The sequence below is a fragment of the Dellaglioa sp. CoH-57-MRSF-20 genome, assembly GCF_056781955.1.
Genome location: NZ_JBXAXV010000002.1, coordinates 100849 through 120632, shown reverse-complemented (window position 1 = coordinate 120632; position 19784 = coordinate 100849). Strand labels below are relative to the sequence as shown.

General features: G+C 31.7%; 21 protein-coding genes. 3 read left to right on the top strand and 18 right to left on the bottom strand.

Annotated elements, in window-relative coordinates:
* Positions 1-94: 94 nt before the first annotated feature.
* From dprA to AC1RPN_RS02355, 8 genes are all read right to left on the bottom strand, one after another.
* A complete protein-coding gene (gene dprA, locus AC1RPN_RS02390; RefSeq protein ID WP_481761328.1) occupies positions 95-964 on the bottom strand; it encodes a DNA-processing protein DprA in 870 nt (289 codons plus the stop codon).
* Positions 965-1014: 50 nt separating this feature from the next.
* Positions 1015-1782, bottom strand: a complete 768-nt coding sequence (locus AC1RPN_RS02385) for a ribonuclease HII (RefSeq protein WP_481761329.1) — start codon at positions 1780-1782, stop codon at positions 1015-1017.
* Positions 1783-1784: 2 nt separating this feature from the next.
* Positions 1785-2633 carry a ribosome biogenesis GTPase YlqF gene (gene ylqF / locus AC1RPN_RS02380; protein WP_481761330.1) on the bottom strand — a complete coding sequence of 283 codons (849 nt, stop codon included), beginning with the start codon at positions 2631-2633 and terminating at the stop codon, positions 1785-1787.
* A gap of 142 nt (positions 2634-2775) precedes the next feature.
* Positions 2776-4224, bottom strand: coding sequence for a S41 family peptidase (locus tag AC1RPN_RS02375; RefSeq protein WP_481761331.1), 1449 nt, complete (start codon positions 4222-4224; stop codon positions 2776-2778).
* Between the two features lie 14 nt (positions 4225-4238).
* A complete protein-coding gene (locus tag AC1RPN_RS02370) occupies positions 4239-4460 on the bottom strand; it encodes a YozE family protein (RefSeq protein WP_409022525.1) in 222 nt (73 codons plus the stop codon).
* Positions 4461-4475: 15 nt separating this feature from the next.
* Positions 4476-5090, bottom strand: a complete 615-nt coding sequence (locus AC1RPN_RS02365) for a YpmS family protein (RefSeq protein ID WP_409022524.1) — start codon at positions 5088-5090, stop codon at positions 4476-4478.
* A gap of 11 nt (positions 5091-5101) precedes the next feature.
* Positions 5102-6001 carry an SGNH/GDSL hydrolase family protein gene (locus tag AC1RPN_RS02360; RefSeq protein ID WP_481762178.1) on the bottom strand — a complete coding sequence of 300 codons (900 nt, stop codon included), beginning with the start codon at positions 5999-6001 and terminating at the stop codon, positions 5102-5104.
* 81 nt (positions 6002-6082) lie between these two features.
* On the bottom strand, positions 6083-6931 hold the full coding sequence (locus tag AC1RPN_RS02355) for a DegV family protein (protein WP_481761333.1): 849 nt from the start codon (positions 6929-6931) through the stop codon (positions 6083-6085).
* Positions 6932-7070: 139 nt separating this feature from the next.
* Between AC1RPN_RS02355 and trhA the strand changes: the two genes are divergently transcribed.
* Positions 7071-7712: a PAQR family membrane homeostasis protein TrhA gene (gene trhA / locus AC1RPN_RS02350; RefSeq protein WP_481761334.1), complete on the top strand. Its 642-nt coding sequence runs from the start codon at positions 7071-7073 to the stop codon at positions 7710-7712.
* A gap of 49 nt (positions 7713-7761) precedes the next feature.
* Here trhA and AC1RPN_RS02345 read toward each other — a convergent pair whose 3' ends face one another.
* From AC1RPN_RS02345 to dapB, 5 genes are all read right to left on the bottom strand, one after another.
* Positions 7762-8250 (bottom strand): dihydrofolate reductase, encoded by a 489-nt coding sequence (locus AC1RPN_RS02345; RefSeq protein ID WP_481761335.1) that lies wholly within the window; start codon positions 8248-8250, stop codon positions 7762-7764.
* Between the two features lie 23 nt (positions 8251-8273).
* Positions 8274-9221, bottom strand: a complete 948-nt coding sequence (locus AC1RPN_RS02340; protein ID WP_481761336.1) for a thymidylate synthase — start codon at positions 9219-9221, stop codon at positions 8274-8276.
* Positions 9222-9228: 7 nt separating this feature from the next.
* The gene (locus AC1RPN_RS02335; RefSeq protein ID WP_481761337.1) at positions 9229-11124 is read right to left on the bottom strand and encodes an ABC-F family ATP-binding cassette domain-containing protein; all 1896 of its coding nucleotides are present in this window, start codon (positions 11122-11124) and stop codon (positions 9229-9231) included.
* A gap of 96 nt (positions 11125-11220) precedes the next feature.
* A complete protein-coding gene (locus AC1RPN_RS02330; RefSeq protein ID WP_481761338.1) occupies positions 11221-12435 on the bottom strand; it encodes a CCA tRNA nucleotidyltransferase in 1215 nt (404 codons plus the stop codon).
* The gene (gene dapB, locus AC1RPN_RS02325; protein ID WP_409022516.1) at positions 12432-13217 is read right to left on the bottom strand and encodes a 4-hydroxy-tetrahydrodipicolinate reductase; all 786 of its coding nucleotides are present in this window, start codon (positions 13215-13217) and stop codon (positions 12432-12434) included. The genes AC1RPN_RS02330 and dapB overlap by 4 nt, the downstream gene beginning before the upstream one ends.
* A gap of 173 nt (positions 13218-13390) precedes the next feature.
* Here dapB and AC1RPN_RS02320 point away from each other — a divergent pair, with 173 nt between their 5' ends.
* Together AC1RPN_RS02320 and AC1RPN_RS02315 are read left to right on the top strand one after the other, a co-directional pair.
* Positions 13391-14251: a YitT family protein gene (locus tag AC1RPN_RS02320; protein WP_481761410.1), complete on the top strand. Its 861-nt coding sequence runs from the start codon at positions 13391-13393 to the stop codon at positions 14249-14251.
* A 91-nt stretch (positions 14252-14342) separates the two neighbouring features.
* Entirely contained in the window at positions 14343-15173 is an 831-nt protein-coding gene (locus tag AC1RPN_RS02315; RefSeq protein ID WP_481761339.1) for a site-specific integrase, read from the top strand.
* A gap of 96 nt (positions 15174-15269) precedes the next feature.
* Here the strand turns inward: AC1RPN_RS02315 and AC1RPN_RS02310 are convergent, their stop codons facing one another.
* From AC1RPN_RS02310 to der, 5 genes are all read right to left on the bottom strand, one after another.
* Positions 15270-15875, bottom strand: a complete 606-nt coding sequence (locus AC1RPN_RS02310; RefSeq protein WP_481761340.1) for a sugar O-acetyltransferase — start codon at positions 15873-15875, stop codon at positions 15270-15272.
* Between the two features lie 134 nt (positions 15876-16009).
* Positions 16010-16480: a GNAT family N-acetyltransferase gene (locus tag AC1RPN_RS02305; RefSeq protein ID WP_481761341.1), complete on the bottom strand. Its 471-nt coding sequence runs from the start codon at positions 16478-16480 to the stop codon at positions 16010-16012.
* Positions 16481-16562: 82 nt separating this feature from the next.
* The gene (locus tag AC1RPN_RS02300; protein ID WP_481761342.1) at positions 16563-17822 is read right to left on the bottom strand and encodes a tetratricopeptide repeat protein; all 1260 of its coding nucleotides are present in this window, start codon (positions 17820-17822) and stop codon (positions 16563-16565) included.
* Between the two features lie 154 nt (positions 17823-17976).
* Complete coding sequence (locus AC1RPN_RS02295) at positions 17977-18252, bottom strand: HU family DNA-binding protein (protein WP_409022511.1); 276 nt, start codon at positions 18250-18252, stop codon at positions 17977-17979.
* Between the two features lie 198 nt (positions 18253-18450).
* Entirely contained in the window at positions 18451-19761 is a 1311-nt protein-coding gene (gene der, locus AC1RPN_RS02290; RefSeq protein ID WP_409022510.1) for a ribosome biogenesis GTPase Der, read from the bottom strand.
* Positions 19762-19784 lie beyond the last annotated feature (23 nt).

Sequence of the window (19784 nt, the reverse complement as noted above, 5' to 3'; positions counted from 1 at the left end):
ATTGAACTCCTTCGTAGTATTTATATTGTAAGCAATAACATTTTTAAAATCGTTAGTAATCTTAAAGCATATTAGAGAGACTTGTCAAGCGTAACTAGTTTTCATAGAACTCTGCAAGTATCTGTTCACCGTTAATAATCGGCATTGCACCGGCTATTATTAGTTCATTACACCCAAGTGAAAGAGGACTAATAATTGATCCGGGTACAGCTAGTACTGTGCGATTTTCTTGCAATGCTAAATTGGCAGTTATAAGACTACCACTATGGTGTTTAGCCTCTGTAACTAATAAGCATTCACAAAGGCCTGCAATAATTCGATTTCTTTCAGGGAAATGATTACGTTGTGGTCCTGTATTCAGTCCGTACTCAGATAATAAAAGTCCCTTTTTGCTAATTTCAATTTGTAAATCTTCATTAATTTTTGGATAATAAATATTTAAACCTGTCCCAATAACAGCAATTGTATCTGCTCCGTTAGCTATTGTAAATTGGTGTGCCAAGGTATCAACGCCGGCTGCTAATCCGCTTAAAATTACCTTATCATTTTGGATACTATTTGGTAATAATAATCGTATTACTTCTATTGAGTAGTCAGTTCTTTGCCGAGCACCAACAACAGCAAGTGATTGTCGATTTAATAATTGCGTATTTCCTCGCATAAAAAGAACAATTGGTGGTCGATAGCATTCTTTTAGTCGATACGGATAGTCCTCATCAATAATAGTCACAATTGTTGAATGTAACTTATTGGTAATAACCTCATTTTTCAATGAAATACTAGTGTAAGCTTTACTGAAACTAGCTATTTTTTTACTATTTAAATTTAAAATGGATTTAATTACATCTAGAGTTAAATCAGTACAACTTGGATTCTGTTGTAACCAATCAAAAATTTTATTTTCGCCAATATACGTTATTTCAGAACATAGTCTAAGTTTAATTAAAGTGTCTCTTATTGTCATTGTTTCTCCTTATTAGTCATTAATACTAATAAGGTACGCAATTTATTTCATTATTTTTTTAGAATAGATTTAATTGGTTCAAATGTTCGACGATGAATTGGAGTGACTCCTAATTTGCTAAGTCCTGCTAAATGTTTTTTAGTTCCATATCCATCATTATGATTGAAATCGTATCCTGGATATAATTCATTGTAAAAGTTCATGAGATGATCTCGGTAAACCTTAGCAACGATACTAGCAGCAGCAATACTAGCACTTTTAGAATCGCCTTTAATGAAACTTTCCTGCGGAATATCGCTATCAATCGTCATAGCATCAATCAATAATTGTTGTGGTTTCACGTCCAATGAATTAACAGCTTCTAACATAGCAATTCTTGATGCTTGATATATATTAACTTCATCAATTGTTTGATTATTTATCACAGATATACCAACTGAAACAGCTGTAGCTAATATTTCAACGTATAATGCTTCACGCATAGATGCAGATAATTTTTTCGAATCATTCACGTCAATTAGATTGAAATTATGAGGTAAAATAACTGCTGCACTAACAACTGGACCAGCTAACGGTCCTCTTCCAACCTCATCAATACCAGCGATGTAAGGAATACCATTCTGCCATAGGTCTCTTTCTATTACTAACCTACGATTAAATAATTCTTGGTGTTCAACTAGTTTTTTTTGTCTATTATTATATTGGATTAAAAGCTTAATAACTCCTTTGCGAGAGTCTTTAGCTATTTCTTGCATAAAATTATCCGATGGATTATTCAATAAATGTTCTTTTACTTGAGAAATTGTAAATTTGGTCACAACTATTCGCCACCCAATTGAGGGATTTCTAAGGTATAACGACCAAGTTTACCTTGTCTAATATCAAATATAATTCTCTCACTCGCACGATCATAATCTTCTTTGAAACCCATTTTTTTTGTTAAATCTAATAATAAATCAACATTACTTAACTGCATTTGTTCATCCGTTAATTTATATTTCTCTTGTAATGCCTTTGGATTTGTTTGTTTAAAATGTTCTAACCCGTATAATGCAATGTCATCTTTTGCATATAAAGAGTCTTTTATTGCTCCTGTTAAAGCAAGACGTTTACCGATTTCTTGATCTTCAAATTTGGGCCATAAAATACCTGGTGTATCTAAAAGAGACATTGATTTTCCGGCTTTTAACCATTGCTGTGCTTTTGTCACCCCAGGTCTATTTCCAGTTATGGCGACATTTTTACTTAACAAATGATTTAGTAACGTCGATTTTCCAACATTCGGAATTCCGATACACATTACCTTAACTCGTTGTTGGAGGATACCTTTACTTTCTCGTAACGCTATTTTATCTTTTAAAACAACGTTAATTTTTTTCTCGATAGCGTTAAGTTGTCCGTGTTGACTATCTACTGCAACTGCCGGAATTCCTTTGTTTTCATAGTACTGTAGCCAACGTGCAGTAACGTTCGGATCGGCCATATCTTTTTTTGTTAAAACCATAATATGAGGTTTTGTTGCAAGTAATTGCTCAAGTTGCGGATTTCTAGATGATTCAGGCAATCTTGCATCAACTAATTCAAGTACGATATCTACTAAGTTTAATTTTTCCTTTACTAATCTTAAGGCTTTTGCCATATGTCCTGGGAACCATTGGATTACTGTCATTTAAATTCTCCTTGTTAAGCCAAGTAAACTTTTAATTAACTTGCTTAATTCTTTATATTTAACTCTCTTAATCAGAATACCTTAATTTGTGCACAAAAAGAAGAGAGTTCCGCTATTTAGTTTCGCCCTCTTCAGTCTTTTATTAATTTGTTAACGATTTAATTGCCGCATCATAGGCAGGATCATTTTTTGAAATTTTTTTCTGAACTAATGTTTCAATTTTTAAAGCAGTATCTTTGTTAACTTCGCCCGTTTGAGTTAAAGTATTTTCTTTTTGTAACATTTTTACTGCATTAACCGTTGATGTACCAAAGTAACCATTATTTTTGTCTTTATAATAATTAAGTGCGCTTAAGTAAACTTGAATCGTTTTAACTTGAGGTGTAACGTCTTCATATTTATATGTTTTATCAGTATTAATTAGTGGTGAATAAGCATACGCAGGATAATCAGCTGAAATAGTAGGCTTAATCCCTTTTTTATTAATCCAAGAACCATCAGGTGTTAGCCATTTAGCAATGGTAACTTTTAATTCTGTTTTATCTGTAAAGGTATTGATTGTTTGGACGGTACCTTTTCCATAAGATGTTGACCCAATTAATTTATCATTACCAGATTGGTTAAGTGCGGCTGCTAAAATTTCAGAAGCACTTGCACTATCTTTATTAATGACAACAGCTGTTTTTTCTGTGACTTTAAATCCTGAGTCATATTTTTTACCAGCCTTATATACTTCAGGAGAACCCGTTTTGCCTTGTACCTGCATAATTGTTTGACCATCTTTTAAGAACATTGATCCAATCGCTAATGCTTGATCCATAAGGCCACCTGGATTATCACGAACATCAATGACAAACGATGTAGCGCCATCTTTTCTAAGTGACTTCACTGCAGATTTGACTTCGTTAGATGTATCCTCAGAAAATGTACTAATTTGAATATATCCTACTTTTTTATTCTTTTTCGAAATACTACTATAGACTGTTTTAACAGGAATATCATCTCGTTTTATTGAAACATTAAATGTTGATGAATCACGTTTAATAGTTAGTTTCACTATTGTTCCTTTTTTACCTCTAATTTTTGAAACAGCTTTTTCTAAACTGAGACCATAAATAGATTTACCATCTATTTTTTGGATAATATCATCTGTCTTCAAACCAGCCTTTTTAGCTGGTGTTCCTTTAATAGCTGAAACAATCTGAATATTTTTCTTGCTAATTTTGACTTCAGCACCGATTCCAACAAATTTACTAGAAATAGTTGAATTTAAATTAGTCGCATCTTCTTTACCTAAATAGGCCGTAAATTTATCTCCAGTAGAGTCGACCATACCATTGATAGCCCCATCGACTAATTTTTTCTTACTGATATTTTTATAATAAGAATTATTTAGTGCCGAATAAACAGACTCAATTTTGGCTAAATCTGAACTAGTCGTTTGTAATGACCCAACTAATGTATTAATTTGACTAATTGCAAAAAAATACATTGCAGCAGCTCCGACTATAAAAGATAAACAAATTGACCCTATTAAGGTCCAAAAATGACGACCAAATCTAAAACGTTTTTCTTTTTTATCTTTTTCCATAATTTAATTCCCCACTAATTCATTTTGTCTAAATATCGGGCCCAAGCGTCATCAAAAATTGTCATTGAAGGTAAATATCCTGCATTTAATTCAAGATAATTAGAAAGAAAGTCATACTTATCTGACAATTTAGGAAAACTTTGATCATAAAATGCATTATTTGCAAATTGGGACACCTCATCCGTACCGTGATCATTGCGTTCGGTCATTAAAAATTGATAAAATGTTTGTCTCATAAATTGATACCTCATTTAATTTAAAGGGATAGAAACATCGAATTTAAAAACATTCGTTTTTAAATCAATTTTGGTTGCACTAGCTTGTATACCATTCTCAATATCTAGTTTTTTTAAGTTAAGCATAATTGTTTGTTCTTTGCTATTAATCGTAATCCAATTTGGTAAATCATATGCATTTTTTACATAATCCATTATAAACTTTTTAGGAACTGGTAATGAACCTACAGCAACAGATTTTGCTTTTAACAAGATATTACCATCATCTGTTACAACTGGATCTGAATATAATGTGAATGAAATATTTTGTCCTAAAATTTTTGTTGTGCCCATTAATATAGCAGATTTATCTACTAAAAACCGATATTTAATTGATTGACCTTTTTGAATTGATTTTAAATAATAATTAATGGTTCCGTTAAGTTGTTCCTTGTTCATTTCCACGCTTAGTTCTGTTCTTTTTGTTGCTTTTGAAGTGGTTTGAGTTGTTAGTGTCTTTTGATCTTGGGATTGGTTCATAATACTAACGGAAAAATAAAGTAGTACGCCAATCAATAAAGAAAATAATATGATAAACGCAACTTTCCATGCGTTAAAAGTGGTTGATGTTTTTTCTGTTCTTTTCGGCATAATTCTCCTCATTATTTAAATAAATGATGTTCTTCCATTGATTTGAACAACAAATCAGTCATTTTTTTATAACCTTTTTTATTTGGATGAAAATGATCAGTTATAGAAATATAGTTATTTTTTTCATCTTTTTCTTGCAAGACACTTTCAAGATTAAAACTAGATAAATCAGATAAGTCTGAGCTACCCAAAGTCTTGGCTAATTTACTTGTTTTACCATAATATTGTCCTTCAGAAAGCTGTTTTTCAACACTAACAAAATAACTATTTTTATCATTTTTAACAACCTTGTTGGTTACGTTATTCCATGATTTAACAATCGTTTTCATACTACTCATTTCGGGGAAATAAACGTAAAATGGGTTATACACTCCTATAACGTAGATAGGCGCGCTATTATTATATTTTCTAATCTCTTTAAATAAATCATTTAAATTTTTTGTATAAGTCATTTTTTCAGTATCAATAGCTTTATTTAACTTATCAGTATCATTAGATAAAATGTTTTTTTGTATAACCTGTAATAGGTCATTCCCACCAACTGTTAATGTAATAACAGTGGCTTTTTTTAACGTTTTTTGCATTTTGGGTTGTTTCTTTAATCTGCTATAAATTTGATCACTTCGATCTCCTGATAAGCCAAAGTTAGAGGCAGTTACTTTCATATTTTTATCAGTATTTATTTTTTCTGTAATTAATGAAACGAATCCACCTTTATTCGTTTCATCTCCGACACCCTGCGTTAAAGAATCACCAAGGGATACTAGCTTAAGAGCTGTTTTTTTATGGGGCACTGTTATTAAAGAATGATTCGAAAAATGGCCGGTTGCAAACCACAGCCCACTAAATATAAGACCACTTAGTACTAAAATACTTAAAATAGTAATGGAAAAGCTTTTAAAAAATTTCAAAAAATCATTCCTTTATTTAATTAAAAAAACCGGACAAAAACAGCTGTTTTTGGACCAGTTTAAAAATAATTATTTAATATATTAGTCTTTATCTGTGTAGAACATCACTGCAAAAGCCCCTGGACCACCATGCGTCGCAATAATAGGTGCTGTCTGTCGAACTAGAATATCAACTTTTGGGACTGCTGTTTGTAATAAATCGCGAACTTCAAATGCCTTTTTTTCATTTCCAGCATGAGAAATACCTACTGCTTTAACATTAGGTGTACTTTTTAATTCTTCAACTAAATCTGCAATAAATCTGTTAACCGTCTTCATACCACGGCCTTTATTTTTAATTTTTAATTCGCCATCAATCATTTCCAAAATAATCTTCATATTTAAAACACTTGAAAGAACACCAGTTAATCTTGATATACGTCCACCTTTGACCAGATTATCCAGAGTCATAACGGCCATATTTAGAGTTGAATTCTTACGGATTTCAGAAATTTTTGTTAAAATATCATCCATTGATGCACCTGAATTTGCTAACTTAGCAGCTGCTAAGACTTGAAAAGCCATACCTCGATCAGTAGAACGAGTATCAACAACGGTTACATCGGATTGACTCATTTCTGCAGCTTGCTCTGCAGTATGAACTGTACCACTAATTTGGTCAGTCATGTTAAGTGAGAGAACTTGGCTACCATCTGCCCCAAGACTGTCAAACATTTCTACAAAAGTACCAATTGGTGGCTGACTTGTTTTAGGTAACGTTTTTGACGTTTCCATTTTAGTCTCAAATTCGTCATTTGTAATTGATTCACCTTCAACGTAAATAGTATCATCAATCATAACGCTTAGAGGTATAATGCTAATGTCATTTTCTTTTATTTCATTATCTGTTAATCCAACAGATGAATCCGTTATTATTTTAATTTTTTTCATGTTTCTTCATCCACACTTTCTTAACAAAAGTTTTTAATCATGATACAATAATGTCACTATAAACTTTTCTATTTATAATGTCTAGTATATCAGAATTACTGGTCTATTTCACATAGAAATTGATGACTGAGGTGTTTTTTTGGAACATAATTACAGTAGAAGGTATCTCATCTTAAATGAGGTATTAAACGCGGTAACTCATGGTATTGGTCTTGGGTTAAGTATAGCGGGATTGATTTTTTTACTTATTAAAGGTGCTCATAATGGTAGTGCATTAGAAATTACCTCGTATGCTATATATGGTTCATCTTTGGTACTGCTGTACTTAACTTCTACCCTATTTCATAGTTTAATATTTACACGAGCAAGAACTGTTTTTCAAATCTTCGATCATAGTAGTATCTATATTCTGATAGCAGGTACTTATACGCCTTATTGTCTTCTCTCTGTTGGTGGGGCATTAGGTTGGACACTATTCGGAATCATCTGGATGATGACCGTTTTAGGAATTATTTATAAATCAATTTGGTTGGGTCATTTTAAAACAATTTCAACCATCATTTATCTAATTATGGGCTGGCTTTGTTTGAGCGCAATGATGCCACTTTATAATAGCCTCGGTACAATTGGGTTCTGGCTACTTGTTTCTGGTGGCATTGCGTTCACAATCGGCGCTGGAATTTATAGTATAAACGGTGTTAAGTACTTACATGTCGTTTGGCATTTATTTGTGATGTTAGGTACAGGATTAATGTTTTTTTCTATTTTATTATATACTTAAAGTTAAAAAGCGAAGACACATCCGTATTGGATATGTCTTCGCTTTTTAATTATTTTTTATCATAAATTCTAAATTCATGATCATATACATTTTTTTTGTCAATCATTCCCGGAATCGTTTCAATTAATTTCCAATGAGTATAATCAATAGGAATCATCATCACATCACCATCAAACGTAGCGTTAATTTTTGTTTGATACAATCTATTAACTTTTACATACATTTCAGAAAATAATGTTGCGCCACCAATAACAAAAATATCTTCAGAATATGTTTCTAATAAATCATTCAACTCTGGTATTGAATGAACAATCTTTAGAGTATCTGTTTCAACTAAATCGTTTTTACTTGAAAGAACAATATTAATTCGATTTGGTAATAGTCCCGGAAAACTTTCAAATGTATTTCTGCCCATAACAACGACCTTATTAAGCGTTGTTTTCTTAAAAAATTTTAAATCATTTGGTAAGTACCAAGGTAGCTTACCCTTATATCCAATATGATGTTCACTGTCTTCAGCCCAAATAAAATTAATCATTATTGACTCTCCTTAAGTAAATATTAAACTGCAACAGGCGCTTTAATAGGTGGTGCAGGATTATAGTCTTCTATTTTAATATCCGTCATATCGTATTCAAAAATACTATTTTTATCAGGATTTAACCATAATTTTGGCATGGGTTGCACTTCACGAGAAAGTTGTTCCTTCACTTGTTCTATATGATTATTGTAAATATGGGCATCGCCTAATGTGTGAATGAATTCACCAACTTCAAGTCCAACCTCTTTAGCAATTAGATGAGTTAATAACGCATAACTTGCAATATTAAATGGTACACCTAAAAAGACATCGCCACTTCTTTGATATAATTGACAACTTAATTTACCATCAGCCACATAAAATTGAAATAACGTATGGCAAGGTGGTAATGCCACATTTGGTACATCTTCTGGGTTCCAAGCGGACACAATTAATCTTCTAGAATCAGGTGTTTTTTTGATTGCTTCAATAACATCTTTAATTTGGTCAATCGTATCACCTTGTCTAGTTTTCCAATTACGCCACTGACTACCATAAACGTCACCTAATTCACCAAACTTTTTTGCAAATTCATCGTCTTCAATAATTTTATCGCAAAAAAGGTTTTTCTGTACTTCATATTCTTTTTTAAAATCAGTCTCTAAAAGTGATCGATGTCCAAAATCAGTCATATCTGGACCCATATACTGAGAACTTTCAATGTAATTTTTAAAAGCCCATTCGTCCCAAATATGATTCTTATGTTTCAATAAATATTGGATATTAGTATCACCTTTTAAGAACCACAGTAACTCACTCTTAATTAAACCAAATGGTACTTTTTTAGTTGTTAGTAGTGGGAATCCTTGACTTAAGTCAAACCTCATTTGATAGCCAAAAAGACTTTTAGTTCCCGTTTTTGTACGATCAGATTTATCATTTCCGTTCATTAAAATATCACGTTCAAGTTGCAAATATGTTTCTTCCATACGAAAATTACCCCTTTTCTGCATATTTACCTAAATAGTCCCAACGATTCATCTTTTCTTCAATTTCATCATCTAAATTATCAATTGACACTTGTAGTTCACTTAATGCTACAAAATCATTGCCATTGATATTCGACATATCACTTTCAGCTTTTTCTTTCTTAGCTTCTAAATTATCAATTGTCTGTTCAATTGTTTCAAATTCTTTTTGTTCAGCATAAGTTAATTTAACTTTTAATTTATCGTCAGAAATGGTGTCGTGTTCGATAATTTTTTCTTTTTTTGATATTGATACGGCATCATCCAGTGATTCTTTAGCAAGGTACGATGTAAATAATCCAGTATAACGATTAATTTTAGCATCGCCTTCAAAAATAAGTAATTGATCTGCAACTTTATCTAAAAAATATCTATCATGTGAGACAGTTATAACTGCGCCATTAAAAGATTCTAAATAGTCTTCAAGTACTGTTAATGTTCCAATATCTAAATCATTTGTAGGTTCATCTAGTAATAAGACATTTGGTTGTTGCATAAGTAATTTCAAGAGATAGAGTCTTCTTTTTTCACCACCGGATAGCTGTCTAATTAATGTCCCATGCATCGATCTTGGAAAAAGAAACTGCTCTAAAAGTTGTGTTGTACTTATTCGTTCGCCATGTTTATTTTCGATATTTTCACCAATTTCATTTAGATAGTTAATCATTCGTTTATCGCCAGGTATGGGTTCAGTTTGTTGCTGGTAATAACCTAATTTAACCGTTTCGCCCATTAGTAATTCGCCAGAGTTAAGTGGTAATTTTCCAGCAATTGCATTTAGTAAACTAGATTTACCAGCACCATTTTTACCGGTAATCCCGATTCTATCGCTCGCCTGAATCAACTCACTAAAATGATCAATAATTTTATGATTTTCTAAGACTAAACTAGCTTCTTTTAGCTCAATAACCTTTTTACCAAGCCGCTGTTGGCCTAGTCCAATTGAAACATCTTGATCAATTTGTAATGAATTCATATTTTCTTTTAAATCGTTAAAACGGTTAATTCGTGCTTGTTGTTTTGTTGATCTAGCTTTTGCTCCAGTACGCATCCAAGCTAGTTCCTTTTTATATAGCTGTTGTTCTTTATGCTCAGCGGTAACTTCCTGGGCAACTCTTTCAGCCTTTTGAGCAACGAAATCTTGATAGTTACCTTCATACGAGTGTAATTTACCAAATGATAGTTCTAAAATCTGGTTGGCAATTTGATCTAAAAAATACCGATCATGAGTAACAACAATTAAAGCTCCTTTGTACGTTTTAAGGTAACTTTCTAGCCATTCAATAGAACTAAAGTCCAAATGGTTTGTTGGTTCATCAAGAATTAATAAGTCAGGAGCTTGTATGAGTACTTGAGCCAAGCCAACTCTTTTTTTCTGTCCACCAGATAAGGTTGAGACTTTTTGTGTTAAATCCGTTATTTGTAATTGCGTTAGAATTGTTTTAACGTCATTATCGGCATTCCATGCATCTTCACGATTCATACGATCTTCCGCATCTGAGTAACGTTGCTGTAATTTTTCATCTTCAGGATGTTCACTATAGGCTGTTAAAACAGCTTCATAATGACGAATTGTTTCAAAAATAGGTGAAGCTCCTTCAAAAGCGGCTTCCATAATTGTCATATCATCATTTAATTCTGGTATTTGTTTTAAATAACTCATACGATAGTTATTTGGTTTAATTAAATCTCCTGAATCAGCTGGGTCAAGGTCTGTTAATGCATTTAATAACGTTGTTTTCCCTGAACCGTTAGTTCCAATCAATCCGATTCTATCTTTTTCATTAACAATAAAATTTAAATCATCAAATAATGTTTTTTCGCCGTATGTTTTCTTTAAATGTTCTACCCTCAGTGTTTGCATGTAATCACTCTCTTATCTAATTGATTCTCTTTTATAATTTGTATTACTAAGCATGTTTTGTAAAAAAAGAGATTAAATGATATTTAATCTCTTTTTTTACGCTAATTTTAACATTAGTTGCTTAGCCACTTTTAATAATTGAGTTGATTCGTTTGGGACTTCTTCTAGTAAAATACGATTTTCCAATATGGATAAAATTTGGCCTAATTTTTCACCTGGTTGAATACCAACATCTTTTATTAACTGTCGTCCATTAATTGCCATGTCTTTTTTAGACTTAATTGGAAGTGCAGTATAAGCAACTGTCAGCATTTCTGCATCTAAATTACTATTAAATATTGCTGCAACTTCATTTGCAATTAATAATAATTCTAATCCAGTTTCATACATCAGTTCTCGATTAACGGAATCATGAATAATACCGTTAAGTGCTTTGATAACTATTTGAACGTGTGTAATTAACTCATTTGAACTTTTCCATGAGATTAGAAAATGATTAATATTAGTTTCTGTTATCTTTAGAACATGAATAATTAACGACCAAGCAGCTACTTCTGATGTAAGTTTAATTGATTGCATTTTTGACATATCAGTTAGTTCCGATAAATAATTATTAAATTCGGGACAATATTTTACTAAATCTGATTCAACAAAATGTCGAAGTCCAATTTGAGGATTTTTTCCCAACAGTAATTTAATAAATTCAATATGAATCCGTTCAATAGCAATCTTTTTCAATAGTGGTGCATGTTTATTTAATGCTTTCTTCGTTTCCATTTCGATTGTGAAATCTAATTGGCTTGCAAATCTAATTGCCCTCATCATTCGTAAAGCATCTTCATTAAAACGTTCATCAGCAGTGCCAACAGCTCTAATGATGTGATTTTCTAAATCTTGTAGTCCGTTGAACAAATCAATAATCCGTCCATCATGTGTCATTGCTAAGGCATTGATTGTAAAATCACGACGTTTTAAATCTTCTTCTAAAGAGCGTACAAATTCAACATGATCTGGACGTCTAAAATCTTGATAAGTTGATTCTGTTCGAAATGTGGTGATTTCATAACCTTCTCCATGATCTAAAACCATAACAGTCCCATGTTGAATACCTGTATCTACCGTCTTATTAAAAATTTCCTTAATTTCCTCAGGGTATGCACTAGTGGCAATATCAATATCATGGATTGGTAATCCTAAGATAGTATCCCTAACACTTCCTCCGACAAAATATGCTTCAAAACCAGCATTTTCAATGGCTTTAATCACTGGTTCAGCATTAATGAAATCATCCGCAAGATTGGAAACTATCATAATATATTTTCCAATCCAACTAGTAATTCTTTATATTGTCCAATTTTTTCAGTAGCTAATGCAACACCAGACATGAATGAAATACGGTCAAATGAGTCCTGACGAATAGTTAATGCTTCACCCTCGCCACCAAATAAGACTTGTTCATGAGCAACATAGCCTGGTAAACGGACACTATGAATTCTCATGCCTTCAAAGGCTGCACCTCTCGCACCTGGTAATGTTTCTCTTTCATCAGGGTTGCCTTGAATTTTAGGTTTACGAACTTCAGCAATTAATTTTGCGGTATTTAAGGCTGTACCACTTGGAGCATCCAATTTATTATCATGATGCATTTCAATAATTTCAACGTCAGGTAAATACTTAGCAGCTTGTTGCGCAAATTGCATTAATAAAACAGCTGAAATACCAAAATTAGGAGCAATCAATCCACCTAATTTTTCTGTTTTACATAATTGTTTAAGTTCAGCTATATTATTTTCCGATAAACCCGTAGTCCCAATAACTGGTGACATATGTTTCGAAATAGCAAATTTAGTATTTTCGAAAACAACACTTGGGACAGTAAAATCAATCCAAACATCGGAAACTACGTTTATTTCATCTAGCTTATTGAATATTGGGACATTCTCTGTCTTATAGTCAGTAATTTCATTTATATTTTTTTCTGTAGCTGTAGTACTATAGACTCCAACTAATTCAAATAATGGATTTTCTAAGATCATATTTGTTGTAGTGGCACCCATTCGTCCTTTAAATCCAGCAACCAAAACTTTAATCATAGTAATCCTCCTCATCTTTAATTAATACAATCTAGTTTAACAGATTTATACTAGATTTAAAATGATAGTCAGCAGACATTCATCGATAATATGGTATGATATTTATATTGAATTTATTTCAGGGGGTAGAACTAATCTTAAAAAATGAACGAATTAAAATAATCGATTTAGTAATGATTGCGTTAGGTTGTTGTTTTTATGCATTTGGATTAGCAACCGTTAATATAACAAACCATCTTGCTGAAGGTGGTATAACCGGAGTTACTTTAATTTTACGTTATTGGTTTCATATTGATCCTGCGTATTCAACAATTGCAATTAATGTTCCATTAATCCTTATTGGTTACCGTTTTTTAGGTAAACGATCATTAGTCTATACTATATATGGAACAATAATGTTATCTCTTTTCTTATGGATTTGGCAACGTGTTCCGATTCAAATTAATGTAAATGATGATTTGTTTTTAGCAGGTATCCTTGCTGGTGCTTTTGGTGGCCTTGGGTCAGGCTTAGTATATCGTTTTGGTGGTACTACTGGTGGAACTGATGTAGTGGCTCGAATTTTTGAAAAAACACGTGGTATTCAAATGGGTAAGACAATTCTTGCCCTTGATATTGCTGTTTTGGTCATATCACTTAGCTACTTAGATTTAAGGCATATGATGTATACCCTACTAAGCTCATATGTTTTCTCAAAAATTGTTAACTTCACTCTTGAAGGTAGTTATTCTGGACTTGGCATCTTAATAATTAGTGACCAATATCAAATTATAACTAATGAAATTTGGGATAAATTAGGCAGAGGTGTTAGTTACATCAATGGTGAGGGATCTTATTCTCGCCAAAATAAAAAAATGATTTATGTTGTTATCAACCGTAATGAACTTCATCAGTTGAAGGAAATATTACAAAACCAGGATTCAAATGCTTTTGTTTCAATTAGTAGTGTTAATGAAGTACTGGGACAAGGGTTTAGTTTTAATCGACAAAAAAAGAATAAAATCACTAATATCACTAATATCTTTAATAAATGATTGGTCTTGCGCACTGCGATTTTTGCAGTGCGCTTTATTAGTGTGATATAGTTAAAGTAACTTATTGTTTATTACTAAAGGAGGCAATTAAATGAATTATCCCTATCAAAAAGCTTTTAATTTATCATTAGAATCCAACTCTTTGTCCCCATCAACAATTTTAGAATATAACTACGATATTCATGATTTTTTTAACTATCTTCTAAATTTTAATGATGCATTCTCTAATTCAATAATGGTTGAAACTATCTTAGAATCAGACGTTCGTCAATATTTAACTATGCTTCAAGATAAAAGAAATATTAAAAATTCAACATATACTAAGGTTTTATCGCATCTGAATGGTTATTTTAAATATTTATTTACCCATCAGATAAATACTCATATTCCAACATTAATGTTAAAAGGGAAAAAAAATATCGCAAATTCTGTTATAACCTTCAATTGGTTAATAGACTTCGACTCTTATCTTTTAAATTCAGAAATTAGCTACTATTCTCGACTTGTTTTATTAATGACACGGCATTTCTTTAAAATTTCAGAAATCTTACAACCTGGTTTTTTCGTTAGCTTTAAACAATTAACATTTACGGAAACAGAGGAATTATTTTTGAAGCAATTCAATACCTATATTAAACAACTACAAATTTTACAAAACTCCAACGATTGCTTTTTAAAACTGCGTAAAAATGTTGAAGCACCTTTATTATCTTTACCTGGTCTACATAAATTTTTAAAGAAAGATTTACAATTTATTGCGCCAAATGTTTCACCACGTCTGCTGTACCAGTCAGCTATTTGTTTTTCTATTCTCACTAACAATACGATGACAGATTCAGAAATTATGATGACGTTAAGAATTGATCCAAATTCACTTTTATACTACCGTCATTTAATTATTGAACAAAAATTAATCATATAAACCTTAAAAGAGCAACAAAAAGGAGCTAGAAAAATTCTAGCTCCTTTTTGTTGCCCAAATATTTTTAAATTATGCTACTTTTCGCCATAACTTTATCTAACCAATAGTCTTAATAATTCGTGCTGGATTACCTGCGATTAAAACATTATCAGGTACATCTTTTGTTACCACACTACCAGCACCAACGACGACATTATTTCCAATCGTGACACCAGGTAAAACAATCACTGATCCACCAAACCAACAATCATCACCAATTGTAATTGGTGCATCATATTGCCATCCTTCACGACGTAAATTTTTGTCCATAGAATGATGATTAGGTGTATATAACTGACAATTAGGCCCAATGAAACAGTGTTCTCCAATTGTTATTTGTCCTGCACTTAAAATCTGTAAATTAGAATTAATAAATGTGCCTGACCCTATTTTTAACATTTCCGGCCATTCTATAGTTGAAATTGGAAAATATATTTCAGCAGATTTTTCCATATTAGGTAAAAATTCTTTAAGCATTTTATCTGCATCATTCGTATCATGAGCCGCCAATTTATTTATTTTATAAATAGTTTGTGCACTTGTTTTAACAGTTTTTTGAGCCCATTCTTCTTTAGAATATTGGTACCAATCGCCATCTATAATTTTCTCAGTAATACTTTTTTTACTCAATCGTTCAATTTCTTTTTCGTTTAAATCTTTCATGTCCCTACCCCCGATATATAATTTTAGATAATTAATCGCCATTTAAACAACATTACCTATCTAAAATTATATCCTTAATAGCAATTAAAAAGCAAAAAATAATAATATCATTTATAAATATACCATCATAAATTCTATAATCTCTTTTCAAAAATTAAATTTTGGTCATTTTGTTCTATAAAGTGATAATTATTAGTCTTAGCTACTTTCAAACTTTTTATATTATTCAAATCTAGTATTATTTTTAATTTTTTTAACTTATATTCCTTTATAGCTAGTTTCTCAAGTTCTGTTAAGGCCTTTGACATTATTCCGCGTCCTACATACGACTTGTCTAACCAATAACCAACCTCAGCAGTTCCCATATGTAAATCTATTCCATGTAAATCAATCATGCCAACGATATTCTTATTAATTTTTATAGCGAAAATTAATTTAGTTTCATCCTTAAAAGAGTCTCTTAAAAAAATTATTTCATCATTAATCGATTTCATAGCATTAACCCATGGAAGCCACTCACTTAATTCAAGACGATTACGACTAATTAAATTAAATATTTCAGTACTATCTTCTAATTTTGGTATCACTATCTGATTTGTAATCATTTTACTTCCCCTTCTTTAAGCAAATCTTACAAATTGCTAACAAAAAACGCTTATACCAAAAGAATGATATAAACGTTTTATTTTAATAATTTATATCATTTTGAATATCAATAATTTCTTGATCATCAGGTACTAAAGCTAAGTAATGTTTAATTGCGTCCTTTAACTCCTCTTGTCGTCCGTTCTCTCTAAAAATAAATATAACAGATCTTAAAAAGTCAACTTGATTAGTAAAATAAGGGTATGCTTCTAAATAATTTTCTTCAGCTTTATCATAATCTTCAAGTCTTTCATATGAAATAGCTAAATTCCAAAATATTTGAGGATCTACATCTCCGTCGCTCTTGATATCTTCTAGTAATTTAATATCTTCATCATCACGTTCTTGCTTAACTAATAAATTACTTAATTGTAATAATATGCCAGTATTATCTGGATTAATATCAATTGCTTTATTTAAATACTTTTCAGCTTGCTTCTCATCGTCCAATTTTAAGGCAACAGTCGCTGCCTGTTCATACAATGTATCATTTACCTCGTCAACCGCTAACCCTTCTTGATAGACAAGTAAAGCATCATTCAATCTATTCTCATCTGAAAGTGCTTGACCAAGAATTGGATATAAGGATGTATACGAAGGATCTTCTTCCTTCAAATCATAAAGAATATCAATTGCTTTTTGTTGATCATTTAATTGTAGATAGGTTAAACCCATCTGTAACTTAGTATCAGAGTCCATATTTTCTAAATGAATTTGTTCTAAATATGCCATTGCTTTTTCAAACTGCCCACTGTTTGCGTAACTAACACCTAATCTTTGTACTAAGTTAACCTGTGACAGTTCAGTCTGTCCTGATTTAATTAATTCAAGATAAAATCCGATTGCCTGACTAAATTGTTTTGTATTAAAATATAGTTCGCCTAAAGCAAATTGGATAACTTCTTCTTCAGGAGCCAACTTATATGCAGTTAATAATTTATTTTCACTAACTTCAAACATACCTTGTGTCTGATATAAATCGGCAGCAACCATAAGAGACTGAAGATAAGCTTCTGAATCTTCTTCAATTTCTGACAAATAGTTAAGTGCTTCATCAGATTTTCCTTCACTAATTGCAATATCTGCCAGGAATGTTTTTAAAGTATCTTCTTCTGGATATTTTTCTAATAATCTTTCATAAGTACGTTTAGATTGAGCTAAAAAACCTAAGCTATATAACTCTTCTGCTAAACTAAATAATGTTGCATCATTGTCTTTTCTTAATGCTCTGGCAAATTCTTTCATTGCCTCATCAATTTGTCCTTCGTCCAAGTAGTCTAGCATAATTTCTGAATGCGTCATTAAATAACTTCCCTTCATTATTAAATTAATATGGTTTAGTTTAATCTATCATACACACAATAGCTAGTAATCTCGTACATAACTATTGTCTATAAAATAAATTATAGATTGAAAAAGCTAGTACAAAATGAATTGTACTAGCTTTTTCTAAGTATTATTTAACAGAATCCTTTAAAGCTTTACCTGGTTTAAATGCAGGTACTTTACTTGCAGGGATTTGAATTTCTTCACCAGTTTGTGGGTTACGACCTTTACGAGCAGCGCGTTCACGTACTTCAAAGTTACCGAAACCGATTAATTGAACTTTTTCACCTGTAGCTAATGTGCTTTGGATTGAACCAAATACAGCATCAACTGCGACAGTAGCATCTTTTTTTGTCAATCCTGTTTCTTTTGCAACATTTTCGATTAATTGTGCTTTGTTTGCCATAATGTTTCACCTCCCCTAAAATGTGTCCGAATATTTAAAAATATTCAGCCATTATTATTTAAAATAAATAATAATAATAGAACCAGAGATTACTCTACTAATTCTTTATTTAAGATACCATACAAAACGTATTACATCAAGGTATTTAACTACTTTAGCAGAAAAAAAGATGGCATGGTAGCGTTTTATCAATTTGAATTATTTTCTTCTTCTTTCAATAACATGAATTGGTGTTCCTTCAAAATCAAACGATGTTCTAATTTGATTTTCTAAGAAACGTTCATATGAAAAATGCATCAAATCAGTATCATTAACAAATACAACGAATGTAGGTGGTTGTATTGCTACTTGTGTTGCATAGTAAATTCTTAAACGTTTTCCATTATCAGTTGGCGTTGGATTATGGGCTACTGCATCCATAATGACATCATTTAATACTGAAGATGTAATACGACGACTATGATTTTCATTTACGCGTTTAATTAATTCGGGTATCTTAGATAATCGTTGCTGTGTAATTGCAGACACAAAAATAATAGGAGCATAACTAAGATATGCAAATTCTTGACGTATATTAGCCTCAAAATCAGATAATGAATGATTATCTTTTTCAAGAGTATCCCATTTATTTACGACGATAATGATACCACGTCCTGCTTCATGGGCATACCCTGCAACTCTCTTATCTTGTTCCCGAATACCTTCTTCAGCATTTAACACAACTAAAACAACATCTGAACGATCAATAGCACGCATGGCACGTAGTACAGAATACTTTTCAGTATTTTCATATACTTTTCCGCGTTTTCTAATACCAGCTGTATCAATCATTGAGAACATATCGCCCTCTTCAGTATCAAAAGCTGTATCAATTGCATCACGTGTAGTCCCTTCAATAGGTGAAACAATAACACGATTTTCACCCAGGATTGCATTCACCAATGAAGACTTACCCACGTTAGGACGACCAATCAAACTAAACTTAATTCGACTGTCATCTTCATCAGGAATATTTTCAGGGAATTTCTTTGTAATCTCATCCAATAAGTCACCAACCCCAAGGCCATGACTACCAGAAACTGGAAATGGTTCTCCAAATCCTAATGAATAGAAATCAAAAATATCTTGTCTAGACTCGGGATTATCAACTTTATTAACCGCTAAAATAACTGGCTTATCAGAACGATATAAAATTTTAGCCACTTTCTCATCAGCATCCGTTACGCCTTCTTTTACACTTACAAGAAAAACAATAACATCAGCTTCATCGATTGCGATTTGTGCTTGTTCAGTGATTTGCGTCAAAAAGGGTTCATCACCGATATCGATACCACCAGTATCAATCAAGCTAAATTTTTGCGCTAACCACTCACTATGAGCATAAATACGATCTCGTGTAACACCAGGAGTATCCTCAACAATTGAAATTCTTTCCCCGGCTATTCTATTAAAAACTGTGGACTTTCCAACATTAGGACGTCCAACAATTGCTACAACAGGATTTGCCATAGATAGTACCTCACTCTCTAAAT

Coding starts and splice junctions, on each gene's coding strand:
- dprA (WP_481761328.1), bottom strand. CDS start 964: ATGACAATAAGAGACACTTTAATTAAACTTAGACTATGTTCTGAAATA.
- ylqF (WP_481761330.1), bottom strand. CDS start 2,633: ATGACAGTAATCCAATGGTTCCCAGGACATATGGCAAAAGCCTTAAGA.
- AC1RPN_RS02375 (WP_481761331.1), bottom strand. CDS start 4,224: ATGGAAAAAGATAAAAAAGAAAAACGTTTTAGATTTGGTCGTCATTTT.
- AC1RPN_RS02370 (WP_409022525.1), bottom strand. CDS start 4,460: ATGAGACAAACATTTTATCAATTTTTAATGACCGAACGCAATGATCAC.
- AC1RPN_RS02365 (WP_409022524.1), bottom strand. CDS start 5,090: ATGCCGAAAAGAACAGAAAAAACATCAACCACTTTTAACGCATGGAAA.
- AC1RPN_RS02355 (WP_481761333.1), bottom strand. CDS start 6,931: ATGAAAAAAATTAAAATAATAACGGATTCATCTGTTGGATTAACAGAT.
- AC1RPN_RS02345 (WP_481761335.1), bottom strand. CDS start 8,250: ATGATTAATTTTATTTGGGCTGAAGACAGTGAACATCATATTGGATAT.
- AC1RPN_RS02340 (WP_481761336.1), bottom strand. CDS start 9,221: ATGGAAGAAACATATTTGCAACTTGAACGTGATATTTTAATGAACGGA.
- AC1RPN_RS02335 (WP_481761337.1), bottom strand. CDS start 11,124: ATGCAAACACTGAGGGTAGAACATTTAAAGAAAACATACGGCGAAAAA.
- AC1RPN_RS02330 (WP_481761338.1), bottom strand. CDS start 12,435: ATGATAGTTTCCAATCTTGCGGATGATTTCATTAATGCTGAACCAGTG.
- dapB (WP_409022516.1), bottom strand. CDS start 13,217: ATGATTAAAGTTTTGGTTGCTGGATTTAAAGGACGAATGGGTGCCACT.
- AC1RPN_RS02320 (WP_481761410.1), top strand. CDS start 13,391: ATGATTGCGTTAGGTTGTTGTTTTTATGCATTTGGATTAGCAACCGTT.
- AC1RPN_RS02315 (WP_481761339.1), top strand. CDS start 14,343: ATGAATTATCCCTATCAAAAAGCTTTTAATTTATCATTAGAATCCAAC.
- AC1RPN_RS02310 (WP_481761340.1), bottom strand. CDS start 15,875: ATGAAAGATTTAAACGAAAAAGAAATTGAACGATTGAGTAAAAAAAGT.
- AC1RPN_RS02305 (WP_481761341.1), bottom strand. CDS start 16,480: ATGATTACAAATCAGATAGTGATACCAAAATTAGAAGATAGTACTGAA.
- AC1RPN_RS02300 (WP_481761342.1), bottom strand. CDS start 17,822: ATGACGCATTCAGAAATTATGCTAGACTACTTGGACGAAGGACAAATT.
- AC1RPN_RS02295 (WP_409022511.1), bottom strand. CDS start 18,252: ATGGCAAACAAAGCACAATTAATCGAAAATGTTGCAAAAGAAACAGGA.
- der (WP_409022510.1), bottom strand. CDS start 19,761: ATGGCAAATCCTGTTGTAGCAATTGTTGGACGTCCTAATGTTGGAAAG.